We start from the raw sequence: 20122 nt of genomic DNA on the forward strand, positions 1-20122 counted from the left end.
GACGATCAATGGCCGCGTGTATGGCGGCGAGCTGAGCCTGGGCTGGACGTTCAGTACCGAGCAGTTCGATGTACAGACCCTACAGGCCCTGGCCGACGACTACGCTGACGAACTGCGTGCACTGATCGCCCATTGCATCGAGCCGCAGCATCGTGGGCTGACACCGTCGGACTTCCCTCTGGCACGTGTGACCCAGGCTCAACTGGACCGTCTTGCGATCGCGCCCGAGCAGGTTGAAGACCTCTATCCACTGGCGCCGATGCAACGTGGCATGTTGTTCCACACGCTCTACGAAGCCAGTGCCGGCGACTACCTGAACCAGATGCGCCTGGATGTCGATGGCCTCGACGCAGAGCGATTCCGCGCCGCCTGGCAGGCCACCTTGGACGCTCAGGAGGTATTGCGCAGTAGTTTCGTCTGGGACGGCGACCTGAATGAGCCGTTGCAGGTTGTGCAGCGGCGTTTGAGCATACCGTTCGTGCTGCACGACTGGCGCGGTCGGGACGATCTTGAGAGCGCTTTGGCGAGCTTAGCGCGTGCTGAGCTTGCCCAAGGTTTTGACCTGGGCGCAGCGCCGTTGCTGCGGGTGGTGCTGGTGCAGGTGGCAGATGATCGTCACCACCTGATCCACACCCACCACCATATCCTCATGGATGGCTGGAGCCATTCGCAACTGATGGGCGAGGTGTTGCAGCGTTACAACGGCCAGGTTTTGCCAGCCCGGCAAGGGCACTTCCGTGACTACATCGCCTGGTTGCAACGCCAGGACAGTGACCAGGCCCAAGCGTTCTGGCGTGGGCAGCTGAAGATCGTCGAGGAACCGACCCGCTTGGTACAAGCGCTGGCCAACTTGCGTGCGGCGGATGCCAATAATCAGGGGCATGGTGGCTTCGGCATGCGTCTGGATAACTTACAGACCACCGCCCTCGTCGAATTTGCCCGGCGCCAGAAAGTGACGCTCAATACCCTGGTGCAGGCCGCCTGGCTCTTGCTGTTGCAACGTCATACCGGGCAGCAAGCGGTGGTGTTTGGTGCAACGGTGGCCGGTCGGCCGGCCGAGCTGCGCGGTGCCGAACAGCAGGTGGGCTTGTTCATCAACACCTTGCCGGTGGTCGCAGCACCACTGCCGCATGAAAGCGTGCAGGCCTTGCTACAGCGCGTGCAGGCGCAGAACTTGGCGCTGCGCGAGTATGAGCACACGCCGTTGTTCGATGTGCAACGCTGGGCAGGGCAGGGCGCACAGGCGCTGTTCGACACCTTGCTGGTGTTCGAGAACTATCCGGTGGCTGATGCGCTGCAAGCGCAGGCGCCTGAAGGGTTGCAGTTCTTCGGCATCGGCAACCACGAGCAGACCAATTACCCGCTGACACTGTCGGTTACCCACGCTGCGACGCTCAGTCTGCATTTCAGCTACGCCCGCGCCGCGTTCACCGAGGCGACGATAGAAACCCTGGCAGGGCGCTTGGGCAACCTGCTGTTGGCCATGCAGTCCGACGCCGGCCAGGCACTGAGCGAGCTTGCATGGCTGGATGCGGCCGAGCGCCAGCAGCTGGATGACTGGGCCATTGCGCCACTGGATTGCCCTGACGACGCGCCGGTGCATGTGCAGTTCGAGGCCCAGGTCGCGCGCACGCCAGAGGCGACGGCGCTGATGTTCCAGACCAGCAGCCTGACTTACACGATGCTCAACCAGCAGGCCAACCGCCTGGCCAGGCAGTTGGTGGCCCTGGGGGTCGGACCTGACGTACTGGTGGGTATCGCCGCTGACCGCGGTCTGGACATGATCGTCGGCCTTCTGGCCGTGCTCAAGGCAGGCGGTGGCTATGTGCCGTTGGATCCGAACTACCCGGCGGATCGTTTGCTGTGCATGATCGAGGACAGCGGCATCACGCTGTTGCTCAGCCATACCCACCTCATGCAGCGCCTGGCCGTTCCCGATACGCTGCCGCGTCTGTATCTGGACCAGCCAGAGTCCTGGGCGGGGCAGTCATCGGACAATCTGACCCACCGGGTCGAGACTGGCAACCTGGCGTATGTGATGTTCACCTCCGGCTCTACCGGGCGCCCCAAGGGGGTTGGTATCAGTCATCTGGCCTTGGCGCGGCATGCCCACGTCGCCTTGGACTTCTTTGCCCTGGATGGCAACGACCGCGCCTTGCAGTTCTCGACGTTCAACTTCGATGGTTTCGTCGAGCAACTGTACCCGGCGTTGATCTGCGGTGCGTCGGTCGTCCTGCGCGGCAATGAGATCTGGGACAGCGAGACCTTCTATCGCGAACTGATCGACAAGCAGATCAGCGTAGCCGACCTGACCACCGCTTACTGGAACATGTTGGCCAAGGACTTCGCCGCCCACGGGCCGCGCGACTATGGGCGCCTGCGACAGGTGCACGGCGGTGGCGAGGCCATGCCGGTCGAGGGCCTTAGCGCGTGGCAGGCAGCGGGACTTGGACACGTGCGCCTGCTCAATACCTACGGTCCCACCGAAGCGACGGTCACTGCAACGACCCTCGATTGCAGTGACTACATCAGTGGGCATCTGCCGATGCCGCTGACCCTGCCGATTGGTCGGGTGCTACCGGGGCGCAGCATCTATTTGCTCGAAGACAGCGGCCAGCCGGCGCCTATGGGGGTGATGGGCGAATTGGTCATTGGTGGCGAGCTACTGGCACGCGGATACCACGGTCGTCCCGGACTGACCGCCGAACGTTTCCTGCCGGACCCGTTCGGTGCTCCAGGCGCTCGCCTGTACCGTACGGGCGACCTGGCGCGCTATCGCGCCGAAGGGCTGATCGACTATGTCGGGCGCATCGACCATCAGGTGAAGATACGCGGTTTCCGCATCGAACTGGGGGAGATCGAGGCGCGTCTGGTCGAGCACGCACAGGTCCATGATGCGGTGGTGGTCGCGCAGCAAGGTGGCGCCGGTCACCAACTGGTCGCGTACCTGGTGCCAAGCCGCGCCGATGTGGTCCTGGCCGATGAGGCAAAAGCGGCTGCACTGCGCGACAGCGTCCGCGCCTATTTGCGCGATACGCTACCGGATTACATGGTGCCAGCGTTCCTCATGCTGCTCGCCCGCTTGCCGCTGAGCCCGAATGGCAAGCTTGATCGCAAGGCGCTGCCAACGTTGGATGCGAGCTTGTCACAGCAGGCCTATGTGGCGCCGCAGACTGCGCTGCAAGAGCGTCTGGCGCAGATCTGGCAAGACGTGTTGACGCTCGAACGGGTAGGGGTAACTGACAACTTCTTCGAAGTGGGCGGCGACTCCATTGTGTCTATCCAGGTGGTCAGCCGTGCCCGCCAGGCTGGCATCCTGTTCACCCCCAAGGCGCTGTTCGAGCACCAGACCATCGAAGCCTTGGCGCAGGTGGTTACGGTGGCCGAGCTGGCGCAGGCACAGCAGACAGCCGCCGCTGGAACGTTGGCCTGCCTGCCGTTGAGTGGCGAGCTGGCTGCCCAATGGTGCGAGCTTTCGGTGCCTGCGGCGCTTGATGCGCAGACCTTGCAGCAGGCGCTGCGTACCCTGGTGGCACGGCACGACAGCCTGCGCCTGAGCGTGGAGGTCGCTGTCGAGGGCCTGCAGGGCAAGTACCTTGATCTTGATGCCCTGGATGAGCGCTGGAAAGACGTCGCATTGCTGATCGACGCTGAACCGCAACTGCAAGTGCGCCAAGCCCTGGCGGACAGCCTTGAGCCGACCCAGGGGGTATTGCTGCGTGGCGCACTGGGGGCTGTCGTAGAGGGCCGGCGCCCGTTGCTGCTGGTGGCGGCAGGCGAGGTCTTCGACGCCGATGCCTGGCATGTTCTGCGCGAAGAACTCCAGGCGCTGTGCGAGCAGCGCGAGCTGCCACCGCGCAGCCATACCTGGCAGTACTGGCTTGCGCGTCTACAGGAGCAGGCCGGCGATCAAGCGGACTTCTGGCGTGACCAGCAGTTGGCAGCGGTTGATCGCCTGCCGCTTCATGGCGCAGGCCATGGGTATTACGTGCGCCAGGACAGCCTGTCCAGCACGCACAGTTGGCAACTGCTGGAACTCGCGCCGACCGCCTATCGCACCACACCGGCCGAGCTGCTGTTGACCGCGCTGGTGCGTGTGGTGGGCCGTACTACGCTGGCACCGGCAGTGCGCGTTGCGCTCACCCCGGCGCGAGCGACACTGGGCTGCGACGTGCAGCATGCCATTGGCCGCTTTGCCAACCCGTTCCCGTTGCGCCTGGTGGTCGAGAGCGACCTGGCCTGCGCGATCAAATCGGTGAAAGAGTGCCTGCGCGGAGTGCCGTTGCACGGCGCTGCCTTTGCTCTGGCGCAGGGGGGCGCCGAGGCTTGGCCGCAACTGGCATTCAGGCATGATCCCCAGCGCCCGGCGCCCGGTGCCTGGGAGCAGCACGGGGCGGGCAGCATGGCCACGTTGCCTGGCTTGCACCTGTCCAGCGTGGTCAGCGATGGGCACTTGCAATTGCACTGGCAACTGGTTGGCGAGGGGCATGCGCATGACCTGGATACGCTGGCGCAGGACTACCTGCACGCGTTGCAGCAGATCATCGAGCACTGCCTGGATCCGCACAATCAGGGGGTGACGCCGTCGGACTTCCCGTTGGCTGCACTGACCCAGGCCGAGCTGGATCGCCTGCCGGTGCCAGCGGTCGACATCGAGGACATCTACCCGCTCTCGCCGATGCAGGAAGGCATGCTGTTCCACAGTGTCAACGACGATGACAGTGAGCTGTACATCAACCAGTCCAGCCTGTCGATCGGCGGTCTGGACGTGGAGCGCCTGCGTGCTGCCTGGACCTTCGTCACCGAGCGCCATGCCATCCAGCGCAGCAGCTTCCATTGGCAGGCCGGCCTGGCCAGGCCGCTGCAGGTGGTGCACCGCCAGGTGGAACTGGACATTCGCGAGCTTGACTGGCGCCACACCGCGGTCGACGAGCAGCGTATCGCCGAACTCAACCGCCGCGAGCGTGAGCGCAGCTTCGAGCTTGCCATTGCGCCGCTGCACCGGTTGTTGCTGGTGCGCTTGGATGACGACCGCTACCAGATGATCTGGACGAGCCATCACATACTGATGGATGGCTGGAGCAGCTCGCGGTTGTTTGCCGAGGTGCTACAGCACTACGCCGGCATCGAGGTGCCTGCGCAGGTGGGCAACTACCGTGACTTCATCGCCTGGCTGGTAAGCCAGGACCGAACTGCGCTGGAGCAGTTCTGGCGCGAGCGCCTGCGGCCGTTGGAAGAGCCGACGCTGCTCGCGCAGGCGGTGCACCCTCAGCATGCAGAGCCGCTGCCGGGCCACCAGGCTTTGTATTCCTCCTGGGATCCAGCGCAGACCGTGCGCCTGCAACAGCATTGCCGGCGCCTGCGCATTACCCTCAACACCTTGGTACAAGCGGCGTGGCTGCTGGTGCTGCAACGTTACACTGGCCAGCGCACCCTGGCGTTCGGCGCGACCGTGGCAGGCCGCCCTGAAAGCCTGCCGGGTGCCGACAGTATGCTGGGTCTGTTCATCAATACCTTGCCGGTGATCCAGACGCTGGAGCCCGAACAACCACTGGCCGACTGGCTGCGTGCGTTGCAGGCCTACAACCTGGACATTCGTGACTATTCCCAGGCGCCGCTGGCCGATGTGCAGCGGTGGTCGGGGCTGGGTGCCCAGGGCTTGTTCGACAGCATCATCGTGTTCGAGAACTACCCTATCGACCAGCGCCTGAACGAGGACATCGATACTGGCCTGACCTTTGGCAACAGTGCCAGCCAAGGCCTGACCAACTTCCCGATGGACTTGGCTGTCAACCTGGGCGAGCGCCTAAGCATCGAGTACATGTACCTGCGCAGTAGCTTCAGTCATGAGGCGGTCGAAGGGATCCGGCGCTGCATGGAGCAGACCCTCAATGCGTTAGTGGAGGCCTCGCCGCACATGCCGCTGGGCAACTTGCCGCGTCTGGACGAGGCCCAGCATCGCGCCCTGAGCCAATGGAGTGCAGCCCCAGCGGACGCGTACCAGGCCCTGACACTGCCCCAGCTGATTGCACGGCATGCCGTGCAGCAACCCAAGGCCATCGCCGTACAGTGTGCCGATGTGGTGATGGACTACGCCACGCTCGATAGCCGCGCCAACCAGCTGGCCCATGCCCTGATCGCCCAAGGGGTCGGGCCTGAGTGTGTGGTCGGGGTTGCCATGCAGCGCTCTGCGGACCTGCTGGTGGCGCTGCTGGCGGTACTCAAGAGCGGTGCGGCCTATGTGCCGCTGGATATCGACTACCCGCCGGAGCGTCTGGCGTACATGATCGAGGATTCGGCGATGGTGCTGCTGCTGACCGAGCAGCCGCTGCGTGCGCGCTTTGACCTGCCGCCGGCGCTGGCAGTGATGGAGGTCGACCAGTTCGACGCCAGCCTGCATGACCGGCAGGCACCGCCCAGCCGGGTATGTGCCGATTCCCTGGCATACCTGATCTACACCTCTGGCTCGACCGGCCGGCCCAAGGGCGTCGCGGTGGCGCATGGGCCGATCAGTGCGCATTGTCAGGCCATCGCTCGGCTGTATGAGATGGACGCCGACACCCGCGAGCTGCATTTCATGTCGTTTGCCTTCGACGGTGCCCATGAGCGTTGGCTCAGCACGTTGTTCGCCGGAGGCACTCTGGTGCTGCGCGACAACGAGCTGTGGACACCTGAGCAGACCTGTGCGGCCTTGCACCGCCACGGGATTAGCATCGCGTGCTTCCCACCGGCGTATCTCAAGCAACTGGCCGAGTTCGTGCAGAGCAGCGCCGAGCCGGCACCGCCGGTGAGGATCTACTGCTTTGGCGGAGATGCCGTGCCTGAGCAGACGTTCGAGCAGGTCAAGGCCGCGCTCAGGCCGCGCTATTTCACCAATGGCTATGGCCCCACCGAAACGGTAGTCACGCCCATGCTGTGGAAGGCGGCCGGCGAGGAACGTTGTGGCGCCGCTTATGCGCCGATCGGACGAGCAGTAGGACAACGCTCGCTGTACATCCTCGACGATGACCTGCGGCCGCTGCCAGCGGGCTTTGCCGGTGAGCTGTACATCGGCGGGCAGGGGCTTGCGCGTGGCTATCATCGCCGGCCGGATGCCAGTGCCGAGCGCTTTGTGCCCAATCCGTTCGGCGCTGCGGGTGAGCGTTTGTACCGCACCGGGGACTTGGTACGCCTGCGCCTCGATGGGCTCGTCGATTATGTGGGGCGGATCGACCATCAGGTGAAGGTGCGCGGTTTCCGCATCGAGTTGGGCGAGATCGAGGCGCGCCTGCGCCAGCAGCCCGGCGTCACCGATGCCTTGGTGATCGCTCGCGAAAGTCCGTCGGGCAAGCAACTGATCGGTTACGTGGTCGGCCCGCAAGGGGATGAGCAGGGAGGCCTGTTGAAGGCGGCCCTGCGCCAGTCGCTGCCCGATTACATGGTGCCGGCGCAGATCCTGTGCCTGTCGCGCTTCCCGCTCACGCCCAACGGCAAGCTCGACCGACGTGCGTTGCCTGAACCGCAGTTCGAGGCGCAAAGCCATGTTGCGCCGCGCAACGAGCGTGAGCAGTGGCTGGCGCAGATTTGGCAGCAGGTCCTGCAAGTCGAGCAGGTGGGGATTACCGACAACTTCTTCGAACTGGGGGGCGATTCGATCCTGAGTCTTCAGGTGATCTCCCAGGTGCGTAACCATCCGCACCTGGAGATGGACTTGAAACTGCGCGACCTGATGCGCCACCAGACCATCGAAGCGTTGTTCGACCAAGGTACGGCGCGCCGAAGCCCACAAGAAGACCTCACCCATCAGGCCAGCGAGGGGCTGTTCAACCTGATTCCGATCCAGGAGTGGTTCTTCGAGCAGACCATGCGCGAGCCGCATCACTTCAACCAGGCCTTGATGTTACGTGCGCGTGGCCCGATTGATGGCCAGGCCCTCGAGCAGGCCCTGCTGCACGTCGTACGGCACCACGACAGCCTGCGGTTGCGCTTTCGCCAGGAGAACGGACGCTGGTACCAGTATTACGACACCCTGGCCGGCAGTTGCGAGTGGATCTGGCACCGCGAGGTCAGTGACGCCGATGCGTTGAATGCCTTGGTCAACAGTGCCCAGCGCAGCCTGAGCATTATCGACGGCCCGGTGATTCGGGTGGTCAATGCCAGGCTCGACGGGGGTGAGAGCCGCTTGATGATCGCGATTCATCACCTGGTTATCGATGGTGTGTCGTGGCGAATCCTCCTGCAGGACTTGCAAGAGGCCTACCAGGCGTGCCTGGAGGGGCGCGAGGTGAACCTGCCGATCCGTACCAGCAGTTTCCGCGCCTGGGCCGAAGGGCTACAGGGGGAGGTCCAGCGACTGGCGGAGGAGGAACTGGGCTACTGGCTTGGCCAATTGGATCAGCCAGGGCAGGAGCTGCCTTGCGATAACCCGCGTGGCAAGAACCAGGTGCAGTTCGAGACCAGCGCCCAGCTGAAGCTGTCGGAGCGTGACACGACTCGGCTGCTCAAGCAGGTGCCAGCGGTGTATCAGACCCAGATCAACGATGTGTTGCTCACGGCCTTGAGCCGGGTGCTGTGCCGCTGGAGCGAAGCGGAGTCGGTCTTGGTGCAGTTCGAAGGTCACGGCCGTGAGGACCTGTTCGAGGCGCTCGACCTGAGCCGTACCCTGGGTTGGTTCACCAGCATGTTCCCGTTGCGTCTGAGCCCGGGCTTGGATGAGGACTTCGCGCCGTCGATCCGAGCCATTCAGCAGCAATTGCAGGCGGTTCCAAGCAAAGGCCTGGGTTACGGCCTGCTGCGCCACATGGGCGACCGACAGCTGCGTGAGCGCCTTGCCGGGCTGGCCCAGGCACGGGTGACGTTCAACTACCTGGGGCAGTTCGACCAGAGCTTCGACGAGCAGGCGTTGCTGGTGCCCGCCGACGAAAGCCCAGGTGCTTGCTACAGCCCCCAGGCCCAGTTGGGCAACTGGCTGGAGATCACTGGCCAGGTGTTCGACGGTCAGCTTTCGCTGCGCTGTTTCTACAGTAGCCGACGCTATCGTGCCGCTACCGTGCAAGCGCTGATGGACGCCTTCAGGTGTGAGCTGTTGGCGCTGATCGAGCACTGCCTTGATCAGGCCGTGACGACCTGAACCTTGCCTGCGGGTGCCGGAGACGGTGCCCGCTTCTTTTTTCCAGGAAACTCTTCATGACTTTGCATCCCGATATCGGTGCCTTTCTCGACCTGGCCGAAGAGCGCCAGGCAGGTTCGCAGGCGACTTTTGCGGCCATGACCGCACAGCAGGCCCGAGCGGCATTCGAACTGACTACCCACCAGTTGCGCTGGCCTGCGCCTGAGGCCGTTGACGTCCAGGCGCTCGAAGCCCGTGGCCGCGATGGTGCAGCGATTGCGTTGCGTCTGTACCGACCACACGGGGCGAGTGCGGGGCCTCAAGGCCTGGTGTGCTACCTGCATGGCGGCGGCTACGTGGTGGGTAGTCTCGATTCCCACGATGGCGTGTGCCGTGAGCTGTGTCAGCGCAGTGGCTTCCCGGTATTGTCGGTGGGTTACCGCCTGGCACCGGAGCACAAGTTTCCTACCGCCCTGCATGACTGCACCGACACCCTGCATTGGCTGCGTGAGCAAGCCGTGCCATTGGGTATCGACCTTGAGCGGGTGGTACTGGCCGGGGACAGCGTCGGTGCGAGCCTGGCCACCGTGCTGGCCATCGAGGCTGCGCATGCGGGTGAGGCCGCGCCGATCACCCCCTGCCTGCAAGTGCTGTGCTATCCGATGACCGACGCTTCGCAACGCAGTGCGTCGATGGAGTTGTTCGCCGAGGGCTACCTGCTGGAAAGCGACACCCTGGAATGGTTCTACCAGCATTATGCACGTACCGCGCAGGATCGTCTGGACTGGCGCTTCTCGCCGTTGCTCGCGGATGACTTGATCGGGGTGGCCCCGGCAGTGGTCGTGGTTGCAGGTTTCGATCCGTTGCTCGATGAAGGCCTGGCATATGCCCGCAAGTTGCAGGCACAAGGCGTCGATGTCCAGTTGCTGGAATACCCAGACCTGACCCATGACTTGTTGCGTATGCGCAGCGTGGTACCGGCAGTGGAACAGGTGCATGAAACGCTTGCCGGTCTGATTCGCCAGCGCTTGCAGCGCTGAACCGGTCGCTCCATGAACAACGCCCGATGCAGTTGCCTGCATCGGGCGTTTTTCATACGGGCTTTGCAATCAGAAGGTGGCGCGCAGGCTCAGCATGTAGTTGCGCGGCTCACCGTACCAGTTGCCACGTACGCTGCTGCCGATGGTCTGGTAGTACTTTTTGTCGAACAGGTTGTTGCCGTTGAGGGCGGCGGTCCAGTTCTCGTTGATGCGGTACTCGATCAGGCTGTTCCACACCGCATAGCCTGGTTGGACGTAGGAGTAGGGCGAAGTGCCAGGGCTCAAGGTGCCGTCGGACAGTCGGGTACGGACCGTGCCGTTGACCGCGTTGCGGCTTTGGATGTTGGCGCCGAGGCCGACTTTCCAGCGCTCCAGCTCACCTGGCAACTGGTAGGTGGTGAAGAACTTGAACAGGTGCTTGGGCGTCTGGCTGCTCAGTGGCAGGCCGGTGTTGCTGGCGTCAGCGGCGGTGCGCTGCTTGTTGATGTTGTAGGTATAGCCTGCCGACACCTGCCAGCCCTCGGCCAACTCGCCGCTGATCTCGGTGTCCCAGCCGCGGCTGACCACCTCGCCGCCGGCGACATAGCAGCAGTTGTTGGTAGCGGTGTCGGCATACTCGACCAGGACCGCTTCGTTCTCACGCTTGGTGTAGTAGACGGCACTGGAGAAATTCAGGCGACCGTCGTAGAACGCACTCTTGACCCCAAATTCGTAGGTCTTGCCTTCGATTGGCTTGAGCTGGGTTTCACCGGCCGTCAGGTAGTTGGTCTGCGGTTTATAGATCTCGGCGTAGCTGGTGTAGACCGACCAGTTGTCATCGAGGTCGTAGATCAGACCGCCGTAGGGCGTGATGACCCCGCTGTTCTTGCCGCCTAGGCCGAAGGTGGAGCCGAAGTCCGGTACGACGCTGACCTGGGTATCCTGGTAATCGTTGTAGCGGGCACCGACGATGAGCTTGAGCGGGTCGGCCAGGCGTGCCTTGAGGGTTACGTAGCCTCCGGTCTTTTTGGTGTCCCAGACCGGGTACTCGTAGTACATGGTCGGCTTGACCGGCTTGGGGAGCGAGCCGATGTCGTCGTTGTACACATCGACTGGCACGCCTGGCGAGTTGCGGCTGAAGTCGGCGTAGTACTTGTGGATGTTCTCGTGGTCGGCGCCGATCAGCAGCTCGTGTTCGCGACCGAACGCCTCGAACGTACCGTGCAGGTTGGCTGCCACGGTGTTCTGCTCGTTCTGGAACTCGCGCACGGTACGCGTGAAGTTGGTGCCGCTGTTGGTCACCGGGTTCAGGGCCGTGGTGACCTGCCCCAGGTCATGGTGGGCGTCGTACTTGCTGTAGGTGTAGCTGGCATCGGCTTTCCAGTGCTCGTTGAGGCTGTGCTCGACCTTGATGAAGCCTTCCATGCTCTCGGAATTTGCCGAGGACCAGTCCGCTGCCAGCGACTTGTCGCGCGACAGGCCCAGGTCGTCGCCGGTGCTGGCGCGGACTAGGCCATTGTCCCAGTAGCCGTCCATGTCGCGCTTCTCGTAGCTGCCGCCGACAGAGACCGTGGTGTCTGGGGTGAAGTCGGCCTCGAGCACGCCGAAGAATGCCTGCTTCTGACTGTCGGCACCGTCGTAGAAATAGCCGCGGTCTTCATAGGCTGCGCCGAAGCGTCCACGCAGGCGGCCATCGAAACCCAGTGGCCCGGTGACGTCGATTTCCTGACGATAGTTGTCCCAGCTGCCGGCCGAGGTGGCCAGCTTGACCTGGGTATGGTCCAGGGCGCGCTTGCGCACCAGGTTGATGGTGCCCCCAGGTTCACCGGTGCCTGAATTGAGGCCATCGGCGCCACGCAGGATTTCGATGTGGTCGTACTGGATCATGTCCGGCAAGGACTGGTACGACTCTTCACGCATGTTCGGTGCACCACCGTCGGTGGTCACGTTGGTGATCTTGAAGCCCCGCGAGTAGATTGCCACGTCGTTGTCGTTGCCGCCGACCAGCGTGATACCGGTGGCCTGGTTGAGCACTTGCGAGACATTGTGCAAGCCTTGGTCCTGGATTCGCTGACTGCTGACCACCGAGACCGACTGGGCGATGTCGCGCAGGGCTTGAGGCGTCTTGCCGCCGGCTGTCACTGCGCCGGTGGTGTAGGAACCGGTGTTCTCGGTCATCTCGCCGAGCTGAAAGGCGGTCACTGCTGTGGAGTCGAGATTGATCGCATGATTGTTGGCATCGATGCGGTTGTTCAGGGTGACCACGTTGCCGTTCACCTGGTAGGTGATGCCGGTGCCCTGGACCAACCGGCGCAGTGCCTCGAGGCTGTCGAGACGACCGTGGATGCTCACCGAACTCAGGCCGCGCACGATCTCCGGGCTGTACAGTATCTGCAGGTTGGCTTGGCGACCGAGGTCGTTGAGTGCGCTGGACAGCGGCTGGGCCGGGATATCCAGTTCAACCACCTCGGCGTGCGCCTGGGCGCAGCCCAACGCAAGGGCAACACCCAATGCGAGAAGCGTCTTGTGGCGGTTGAGCAGGTGGCGTGCGGCGCCGGAAGTGTTGTGAGACTTGCCCATTCGATGAAGATCCGTAAGTGTGCGTGGCTTTTGTAATTGAGAATTGTTCCTGAAACTAGAACGCACGACCTGTAGAAAACCGGAAAGTTTTTACAGGGCGTGCGGGCTGACTCAGGCCAGCGTGCGGTCGCTGGCCACTTGGCCGGCGTGCATGCGTATCAATTGATCAGCGAGGTCGAAGTAACGGTCGTCGTGGGAGATGACGATGATGGTCTTGCCCTGTCGCTTAAGGTCGGGCAGCAGTTCGGTGTAGAAAATGCGGCGGAAGGTCGGGTCCTGATCGGCGGCCCATTCATCGAACACCAGTACCGGGCGTTCCTCGATCCAGGCGTTGACCAAGGCCAGACGTTTGCGCTGGCCGGTGGAGAGGTCAGTGGTGGTGAAGCTGCCATCCTCGACCCTGACTTTGTGCGCGATCTCCAGGCGTTGCAGATACTGATTGGCATCGTCGGGAATCTGCTGATCACCCTGTACGAGATCGTCGAACAGGTAGTAGTCGGCGAACACGGTGGTGAAGATCTGTCGGTAATCGTCGCGGTTGGTCGCGCTCACCAATTGGCCATCCAGCAGGATCTCCCCTTCCTGCGGTGGATACAGGCCCAGTAGCAGTTTGATCAGTGTGGTCTTGCCGCAGCCGTTCTCACCGACGATGAAGGTGATGTCACCCTGTTCGATACGCAGGCTGACCGGCCCCAGGCGGAACGGAGGTTGGTCGCCGACGGCCGGAAAGCTATAGCTGACATTGCGCAGCTCCAGGCTGTGCAGGGTGGTGGCAGCCTTGCCGCTATCGTTGAGCAGCAGGTGCGGTTCCGGCGAAGAAAACTGCTCCGAGAGTTCGGCGATACGCCGAAAGGCGATCTGGGCACGGCTGACGATGGGCAGGGTGCCGACCAGGTGTTCGAGCGGACCTTTCATGTAGAGCAGCACCAGGACGAACCCGCTCATGACGCTGCGGTCATTGCTCGGCCACCAAGACTGCAAGGCCAGGACTAGCCCGATGACCACGAAGAACAACATCGAGCCGAAGCTCTTGGCCATGACGAAGGTATTGATCGAGCTGATCTGCGTGGCGCAGATCCGGTTGGCGGTGCGTTCGATACGTGCGTTGAACATCCGCTGGCGGCGTGGCCGGTTGATGCGCAATTCCTTGGCACCCTCGGCAATCGCGTGATAGTGCTTTTGCAGTTCGTCCTCGGCATCACGAGCGGCAAAGAAACCCTTGATGCCTTTGCCGCGTGCAAGGTACTGAACCACCGTGCCTACCGCGATGGCCACCAGCATGATCAGGAACATCGGCCAGGACAGCATAGCCAGGTAGCCCAGGCAGCCCAGGGTCACTGCCAGCGAGATTGCCAGTGGCGCAAAGGCAAAGGCAAAGTCGCTGATGGTATCGACATCGTGGGTCAGTACCGGGATCAGGCGGTGACTGCGATAGCGCTCAATCTGTTCGATCGGTGCCGACAGTACCTTCTCGCCCAGTTCCCTGCGCAGCCTGGCGATGATGTGCTGGCCCACGAAGTTGGTACCGATGTCCGAGCAGATGCTGCTGGCCAGGGCCAGCAGACAGAGACCGGCAAACAGCCAGACAATGCCCTGGGTAAGCCCGCCTTCGGCGTGCAGCGCGTTGTTGGTCAGGGCCAGCAGTGCAGTGACACTCAGGCCACCGAGCATGCCGAGCACGACCGAGACGACGACGATTGCCCAGAAGGGCCGGAGCAGGGCCAGCAGCTCGCGCATGGCCCCACGCGGTTGATTGCTCATCGAAGGTTTCCCGTTTTCAGACGCTGGTGGCGCGCAGGGCGGCTGGTGCGTTGCTGGCGTGCTTGCCCAGGTGTTGGTACAGCGACTGACCGATTTCCAGCGCGCGTGCCGGCAGCACCGACAGCAGCGTGTCGGACAAACCATGGGACGCTTCGCAGAAGCCTTGCAGGTAGACGCCAGCGGCAAGCTCGGGGCTGGCCATGGCGCGGTAGTCGCGTTCGACCTCGAAGTCCCGCAGATGCTGTTGCAGCGGTGCCAGCAGTTCGCGGTGCGAGCGGCGCTCGTAGCCGGTGGCGAGGATCACCGCGTCGTAGCGGTGGGTCTGCTGCACACCGGTGGCCAGGTCACGCAGGGTCAGTTCGATGCCTTCGGCGGTGTTCACCACGTTCTCGATGTTGCGGCGGCACAGCACGTGATGGCGGTACTGATGGGCGACCTTCTGGCGGTAGAGGATGCCGTAGATGCGCTCGATCAGGTCGACGTCGACCACCGAGTAGTTGGTGTTGTGGTATTCGGCGACCAGCTTCTCGCGCTCGGCGTGGGGCTGGTTGAACACCAGGTCGGTGTATTCGGGGGCGAAGATCTCGTTGACGAACGGGCTGTCGTCGGCGGGCTTGAGGGCCGAGGCGCGCAGGATCATGTCGACCTTGACCGACGGGAAGCTGTCGTTGAGGTCGATGAACGCTTCGGCGGCGCTCTGGCCGGAGCCGACGATGGCGATGCGCATCGGCTTGCCTTGGTTGCACGGCAGCTTCTGCAGGCCGCTCAGGTACTGCGAGTGGTGGAATACGCGGGGATCGTCCTTGAGCGCACGGAAGGCCTCGGGGATCTTTGGCGTGCCGCCGCTGCCGACTACCACCGAACGTGCCTTGCGGCTGAATTCACGGCCTTGCTGGTCACGCGAGACGATACACAGATGGTCGACCTTGCCGTCGCGCAGCTCTGGCTCGATACGCAGTACTTCCTCGCCGTACACCGCCTGGGTGGCGAAATGGTCGGCGGCCCAGCGCAGGTAGTCGTTGTACTCCAGGCGGCAGGGGTAGAAGGTGCCCAGGTTGATGAAGTCGGCCAGGCGCTGCTTCTGGTGCAGGTAGTTGACGAAGCTGTAGGGGCTGGTGGGGTTGCGCAGTGATACCAGGTCCTTGAGGAAGGAGATCTGTAGCTCGCTCTGGGTGGCCAGGGTGTTGCCGTGCCAGCGGTAGTCGGTCTGCTTGTCGATGAACAGCGCGTCGAGGGCGTGGCCGTTGGTTTCGGCAAGCTCTTCCAGGGCGATGGCCAGGGCCAGGTTGGAAGGGCCGAAGCCGACGCCGATGAGGTCGTGGATGTTTTCGGAAGAAGCGGTCTGGCTCATGGTTGCGGTTCCTTGGATGGTGGGTAGGGGCGCCGTCAGGGGCGCCCCGGGTCCTCTGCAAGTACACCGATAGGAACGAGCCGGGTGGGGGAGAATTTACCGCCGTACGGCGGCTCAGAGCGCCCTGGCTACGCGAAAACCGAGCCAGTCGCCGCGATTGTTGGCATAGGCATTGTTGCGGTTGCCCGAGCGCGAAAAGATCGGTGCCTCGCCCCAGTCGTTGCCGCGGATGCTGACCCGCTCGCAACCGGCTTCTGTCCAGGCGCTGCCATCGGTGGGCGCGCCGTGGTAGCTGTCGTGATAGCAGTCGGCGACCCATTCGTAGACATTGCCGTGCATGTCGTACACGCCGAAGGCGTTGGCCGGGAAGCTGCCCACTGGGGAGCTGTAGCTGTAGCCATCCTTGGGGCCGTACACGTTGGCGTGCTTGCTGATTTCGAAGTTGGCGTCGGGCTCGAACGGGAACAAGCCCGTGCTGCCGCCACGGGCTGCATATTCACGCTGGGCCTCGCTGACCAGGCTGTAGGGCTGGCCGGTCTTTTTCGACAGCCACGCAGCGTATTGCTCGGCGTCGTGGTAGCTCATGCACACCGCAGGCTGGCGTGGGCCTTGCGTGTAGCTGGGCTTGCTGTTGGTGCAGCGCCGGCCAGGGCGGTCGTCGCCGTCTGCAATGACCACGCCGGCCTCTTTCTGATAGGCCGCCCATTCCCCGGCGGTGATCTGGAAGCGGCTGATGGCGAAGGGCTTGTCGAAGGTCACCGGATGCTGTGGGCCTTCGTCGTCCTGGCGGCCCATCTCATCGGGCGGGGTGCCCATGCTGAAAGTGCCGGCTGGCAGCACGACCATCTCCGGGCAGGCGCTGGTGCAGTCACGGAACACCGTGCCGGGCGTGTCGGACACTTGCGCGGCCAGCGCCGGCAGGCTACAGGTGGCGAGCACGGCGGCCAGGGTGAGGCGGTAGACAGGTATGCGCATTGAGGGGGCCTTGTTCAGAGTTGTTGGGTGATCAGGGTCATGGCGCGGTCGATCTGCTGCTCGTCGTTGAGCAGGCTCGGGGCCAGGCGGATGACTGGGCCGACGTCGCGGTAGACCGCGTCGCACATCACCTTGTTGGCGGTGAGGTAGGCGGCGACGGTGTCAGGGTCGCGGTCCTTGATCCGCAAGAAGGTGAAGCCGGCCGAATACTGTTCGCTGCGCGGCGTGACTAGCTGGATCTGACGGTGCTCGGCCAGGCGCTCCTTGAGCAGGCTATTGAGCTGGTGGATGCGCTTTTGCACATCAGCCTTGCCCAGCTCCAGGTGCAGCTTGAAGGCTTCGCCAGCGGCCCAGCGGTGCTCGAAGGCGTGGTAGCCGCCGGGGGTCATGATGGTGGCGAAGTCTTCATCGCGGGAGAACGTGGCGATGGTCGGGGTGAGGTGGGTCATGCCGGTGGAGGCGGCGCAGATGATCCCGGTGCCGCGTGGTCCGAACATCCACTTGTGGGTGCCGGCGATGAAGTAGTCGCAGTTGAAGTCGGCGAAGCGTGCGTTCTCCACACCGAAACCATGCACCCCATCGATCACATAGAGGATGCGCTCGGCTTCGCTGCGGTTGTGGTTGTGTCGGCGGACCAGCTCGCCGATTTCGCCGACCGGCAGCTTGACGCCGCTGCCCGAATGCACCCAGGTCATGCCCAGTACGCGGGTGTGGGGTTTGATCGCCTTGTCGATCGTGCTCAGTACCTGGTCGCTGGACACCGTCCACGGGTCGTCGAACAAGCGGATCTTGCGCACTGCGGTGCCTTGGCGCTGGGTACGCAAGGCCAGTGTCTTGTGCGTGGAGTAGTGCTCGTGCTCGGTAACCAGGATCTCCTGGCCGGGGCCTACCTTGAGGCCGCCGAAGATCATTGCCAGGCCTTCGGTGGTGCTGCCGGTGAGGGCGATCTGGCGCGGGCCCACCTCCAGGTAGCGGGCGGCCCACTCGCGGACTTCGTCTTCACGCTGCCATTCGTACTGGCTCTCCCAGTCCATCAGCGCGGCGGGGTTACGGTCCAGGTCGGCACGGTGGCGGTCGATGGCGGCTTGTACCGGGCGCGGGTGGGCGGTGACCAGGAAATTGGCGAAATGTGCGATGTTCGGGTCGAGCGGGAACAGGGCGCGCAGGTTGCGCCATTTATCGGTGCCGGCAAGCGGCTTGGGGATGACTGGGTCTTGCGCCCGGGCCAGCAGTGGCAGCCCTGCGGCCAGCACGCTGGCCTGTTTCAGGAAGGTACGGCGGTTGCTCATTCAGATGTGCTCAGCGAGTGGCGACGGGGCGTGCGGATTTTTGTACCTGTTCCCAGGCGCGCAGGAAGTTGCCCGCCCAGAGTTTCGCGATGTCCGTCTCGCTGTAGCCGCGGGTCAGCAGCTCGGCGGTTACGTTGCGGATTTCGCTCACGTCCTTCCAGCCATCCAGGCCGCCGCCGTCGTTGAAGTCGGAGCTGATGCCGACGTGATCGATACCGACCTTCTTCACCGTGTAGTCGATGGCATCGACGTAGTGCTTGAGGGTGGCCTTGGGTTCTTCTTCGAGAATGCCGTACAGCGAGCTTGCGTATTCGCCGAAGCGCTGCTCGGGCCAGATGGCGATCACCGCATCGCCCGGCATCAGGGCGTTGGCCAGGCCCTGCAAGGGTTGTAGGTCGAAGCGCGCGCGCAGGGCATCGAGCTTGTCCAGGACCGGTTTGCTCAGCGGCTTGAGGTACTGGCCGAAGCCCACCACTTGGATGACACCGCCGCTGTCCTTGATCAGCTGCATTTCTTTGTCCGAGAGGTTGCGCGGGATGTCCACCAGTGCCCGTGGTGCGGAGTGCGAGGCGACGATTGGCGCGCGCGACAGGCGGGCAACGTCTTCCAGGGCCAGGGTGGACATCTGCGACACGTCGATGATCACGCCCAGGTCGTTGAGGCGCTTGACCGCCTGTTCGCCCAGCGCAGACAGCCCGCCCAGCGCATCGGCGGTGTCGTTGAAGAACGGCAGCGGGCGCGAGGAGTCGGCCCAGTCGTTGTTGCCGGTGTAGCTGAAACCGAACATGCGCATGCCGCGCGCAGCCCACAGGTCGAGCTGCGAGAGGTCGTGGCCCAGCGGGTAGGCGTTGAGCATGCTGATGAAAACGGCGAACTTGCCTTCGCCGTTGAGGCGGCGGAAGTCCTCGGGGGTGTAGGCGATGCCGACCTGGTTGGGGAAGTCGCGGACCATGCCGGAGATGATCCTGTAGCGCACCTCCTGCTCCTGGCGCGCCGCGTCGACGAAGCCTGGGGTAGGACGATGCGGGGCGTTGGCGCCGTTCCAGATCTCCGGCCAGCCGAATACCGTCAGTGCGGCCCCGGACAGGCGGCCACGGCCGGCCTTGACCAGGTCGAACTGGCCAGGGCCGTCCTTGTCCAGTTCATTCCCGGCGCTGCCCAGGTCCAGGGGCACGGTCACGTGGCTGTCGAACGACAACATGTGCTCGTGCAGCGCCGTGGCCTGTTCGATGATCTTGTGCGGGTAGCCGGCATTCTGGCGTTGCCAGTAGAAGTAGCCAGCGGCGCTTACCAGGGCGACCATCAGGGCCAGGGGCAGGCCGATGTACAGGGCTTTGCGGGAACGGGTCTTGGTCATTGCCATCTCGTTGCAGGGCTGATCGGATCGGCCTGGCGGCGCGCGGGCGGCACCGGGCAGGGCTCGGGTATCAGGTGGACGAGTGACGGGCGGGCAAATTTATCGTCAGGGCGGACTCAAGAAATGCCCGTCGCGGCCGATGCAGCGGTCACGTAAGGGACCTTTTTCAGAGGATCAGGGACATGGTGGGCATCACCGGCATCAGCATCAGCAACCCGGCTGCGAACCAGCCGGCCAGCACCCCAGCGCAGGAGACACCTGGCACGCAGACGTCGTTGCAGGTGGACGGAACCAAGCTGGCCACTGAGTCGTCTGTTGCGGGGGCGGGCAAGGCTGACCGCGCTAGCAGTAGCGACAGCGACACCGAAGCGCCGCACATCAAACAGCTGCGCCAGATGATCAAGCAGCTGCAAAAGCAACTGGCCGATGAACAACGGCAGTTGGCCCAGTTGATGGCGCAGAAGACCGACGACAGCGCCAAATTGGCCCTGGTCACCGCCAAGCAGGCGAGCATCGCCACGCTCAATGGGCAGATCCAGGCCGCCACTGCGCAACTGCTCACGGCGCTGACCGAGAGCGGTGGCAGCAGCGCTGGTAGCGTGGTCAATACCGAGGCTTGATCGTGCGCCGCTGCGCAACCCCGCCGCTCCTATAGAACTACACATAACTTGTTGATTTAGCAGAGACCTGTGGGAGCGGGTT

8 protein-coding genes and 1 pseudogene are annotated in these 20122 nt (G+C 63.6%); 3 read left to right on the forward strand and 6 right to left on the reverse strand.

Going from position 1 to position 20122, the window contains the following annotated elements; all coding sequences use genetic code 11:
- Positions 1-4: 4 nt before the first annotated feature.
- A pseudogene (locus tag FEM01_RS18805) lies at positions 5-9109 on the forward strand (amino acid adenylation domain-containing protein); the annotation flags it as partial.
- Positions 9110-9165: 56 nt separating this feature from the next.
- Positions 9166-10128, forward strand: a complete 963-nt coding sequence (locus tag FEM01_RS18810) for an alpha/beta hydrolase (RefSeq protein ID WP_138220986.1) — start codon at positions 9166-9168, stop codon at positions 10126-10128.
- 69 nt (positions 10129-10197) lie between these two features.
- Here FEM01_RS18810 and FEM01_RS18815 read toward each other — a convergent pair whose 3' ends face one another.
- The 6 genes from FEM01_RS18815 to pvdM form a co-directional block, all read right to left on the reverse strand.
- Complete coding sequence (locus FEM01_RS18815; RefSeq protein WP_138220987.1) at positions 10198-12687, reverse strand: TonB-dependent siderophore receptor; 2490 nt, start codon at positions 12685-12687, stop codon at positions 10198-10200.
- 111 nt (positions 12688-12798) lie between these two features.
- Positions 12799-14448, reverse strand: a complete 1650-nt coding sequence (locus FEM01_RS18820; protein WP_138220988.1) for a cyclic peptide export ABC transporter — start codon at positions 14446-14448, stop codon at positions 12799-12801.
- A gap of 16 nt (positions 14449-14464) precedes the next feature.
- Complete coding sequence (locus FEM01_RS18825; protein ID WP_138220989.1) at positions 14465-15799, reverse strand: lysine N(6)-hydroxylase/L-ornithine N(5)-oxygenase family protein; 1335 nt, start codon at positions 15797-15799, stop codon at positions 14465-14467.
- Positions 15800-15913: 114 nt separating this feature from the next.
- Positions 15914-16774, reverse strand: coding sequence for a formylglycine-generating enzyme family protein (locus tag FEM01_RS18830; RefSeq protein WP_138220990.1), 861 nt, complete (start codon positions 16772-16774; stop codon positions 15914-15916).
- A 14-nt stretch (positions 16775-16788) separates the two neighbouring features.
- Complete coding sequence (locus FEM01_RS18835; protein WP_138220991.1) at positions 16789-18063, reverse strand: aminotransferase class V-fold PLP-dependent enzyme; 1275 nt, start codon at positions 18061-18063, stop codon at positions 16789-16791.
- A 10-nt stretch (positions 18064-18073) separates the two neighbouring features.
- Positions 18074-19420 (reverse strand): pyoverdine-tailoring dipeptidase-like protein PvdM, encoded by a 1347-nt coding sequence (gene pvdM, locus FEM01_RS18840; RefSeq protein WP_138220992.1) that lies wholly within the window; start codon positions 19418-19420, stop codon positions 18074-18076.
- 182 nt (positions 19421-19602) lie between these two features.
- Here pvdM and FEM01_RS18845 point away from each other — a divergent pair, with 182 nt between their 5' ends.
- Positions 19603-20040, forward strand: coding sequence for a spore coat protein (locus FEM01_RS18845; protein WP_138220993.1), 438 nt, complete (start codon positions 19603-19605; stop codon positions 20038-20040).
- Positions 20041-20122 lie beyond the last annotated feature (82 nt).

The organism is Pseudomonas mosselii (genome assembly GCF_005796105.1).
In the GTDB taxonomy this organism is placed as follows: Bacteria; Pseudomonadota; Gammaproteobacteria; order Pseudomonadales; family Pseudomonadaceae; genus Aquipseudomonas; species Aquipseudomonas mosselii_C.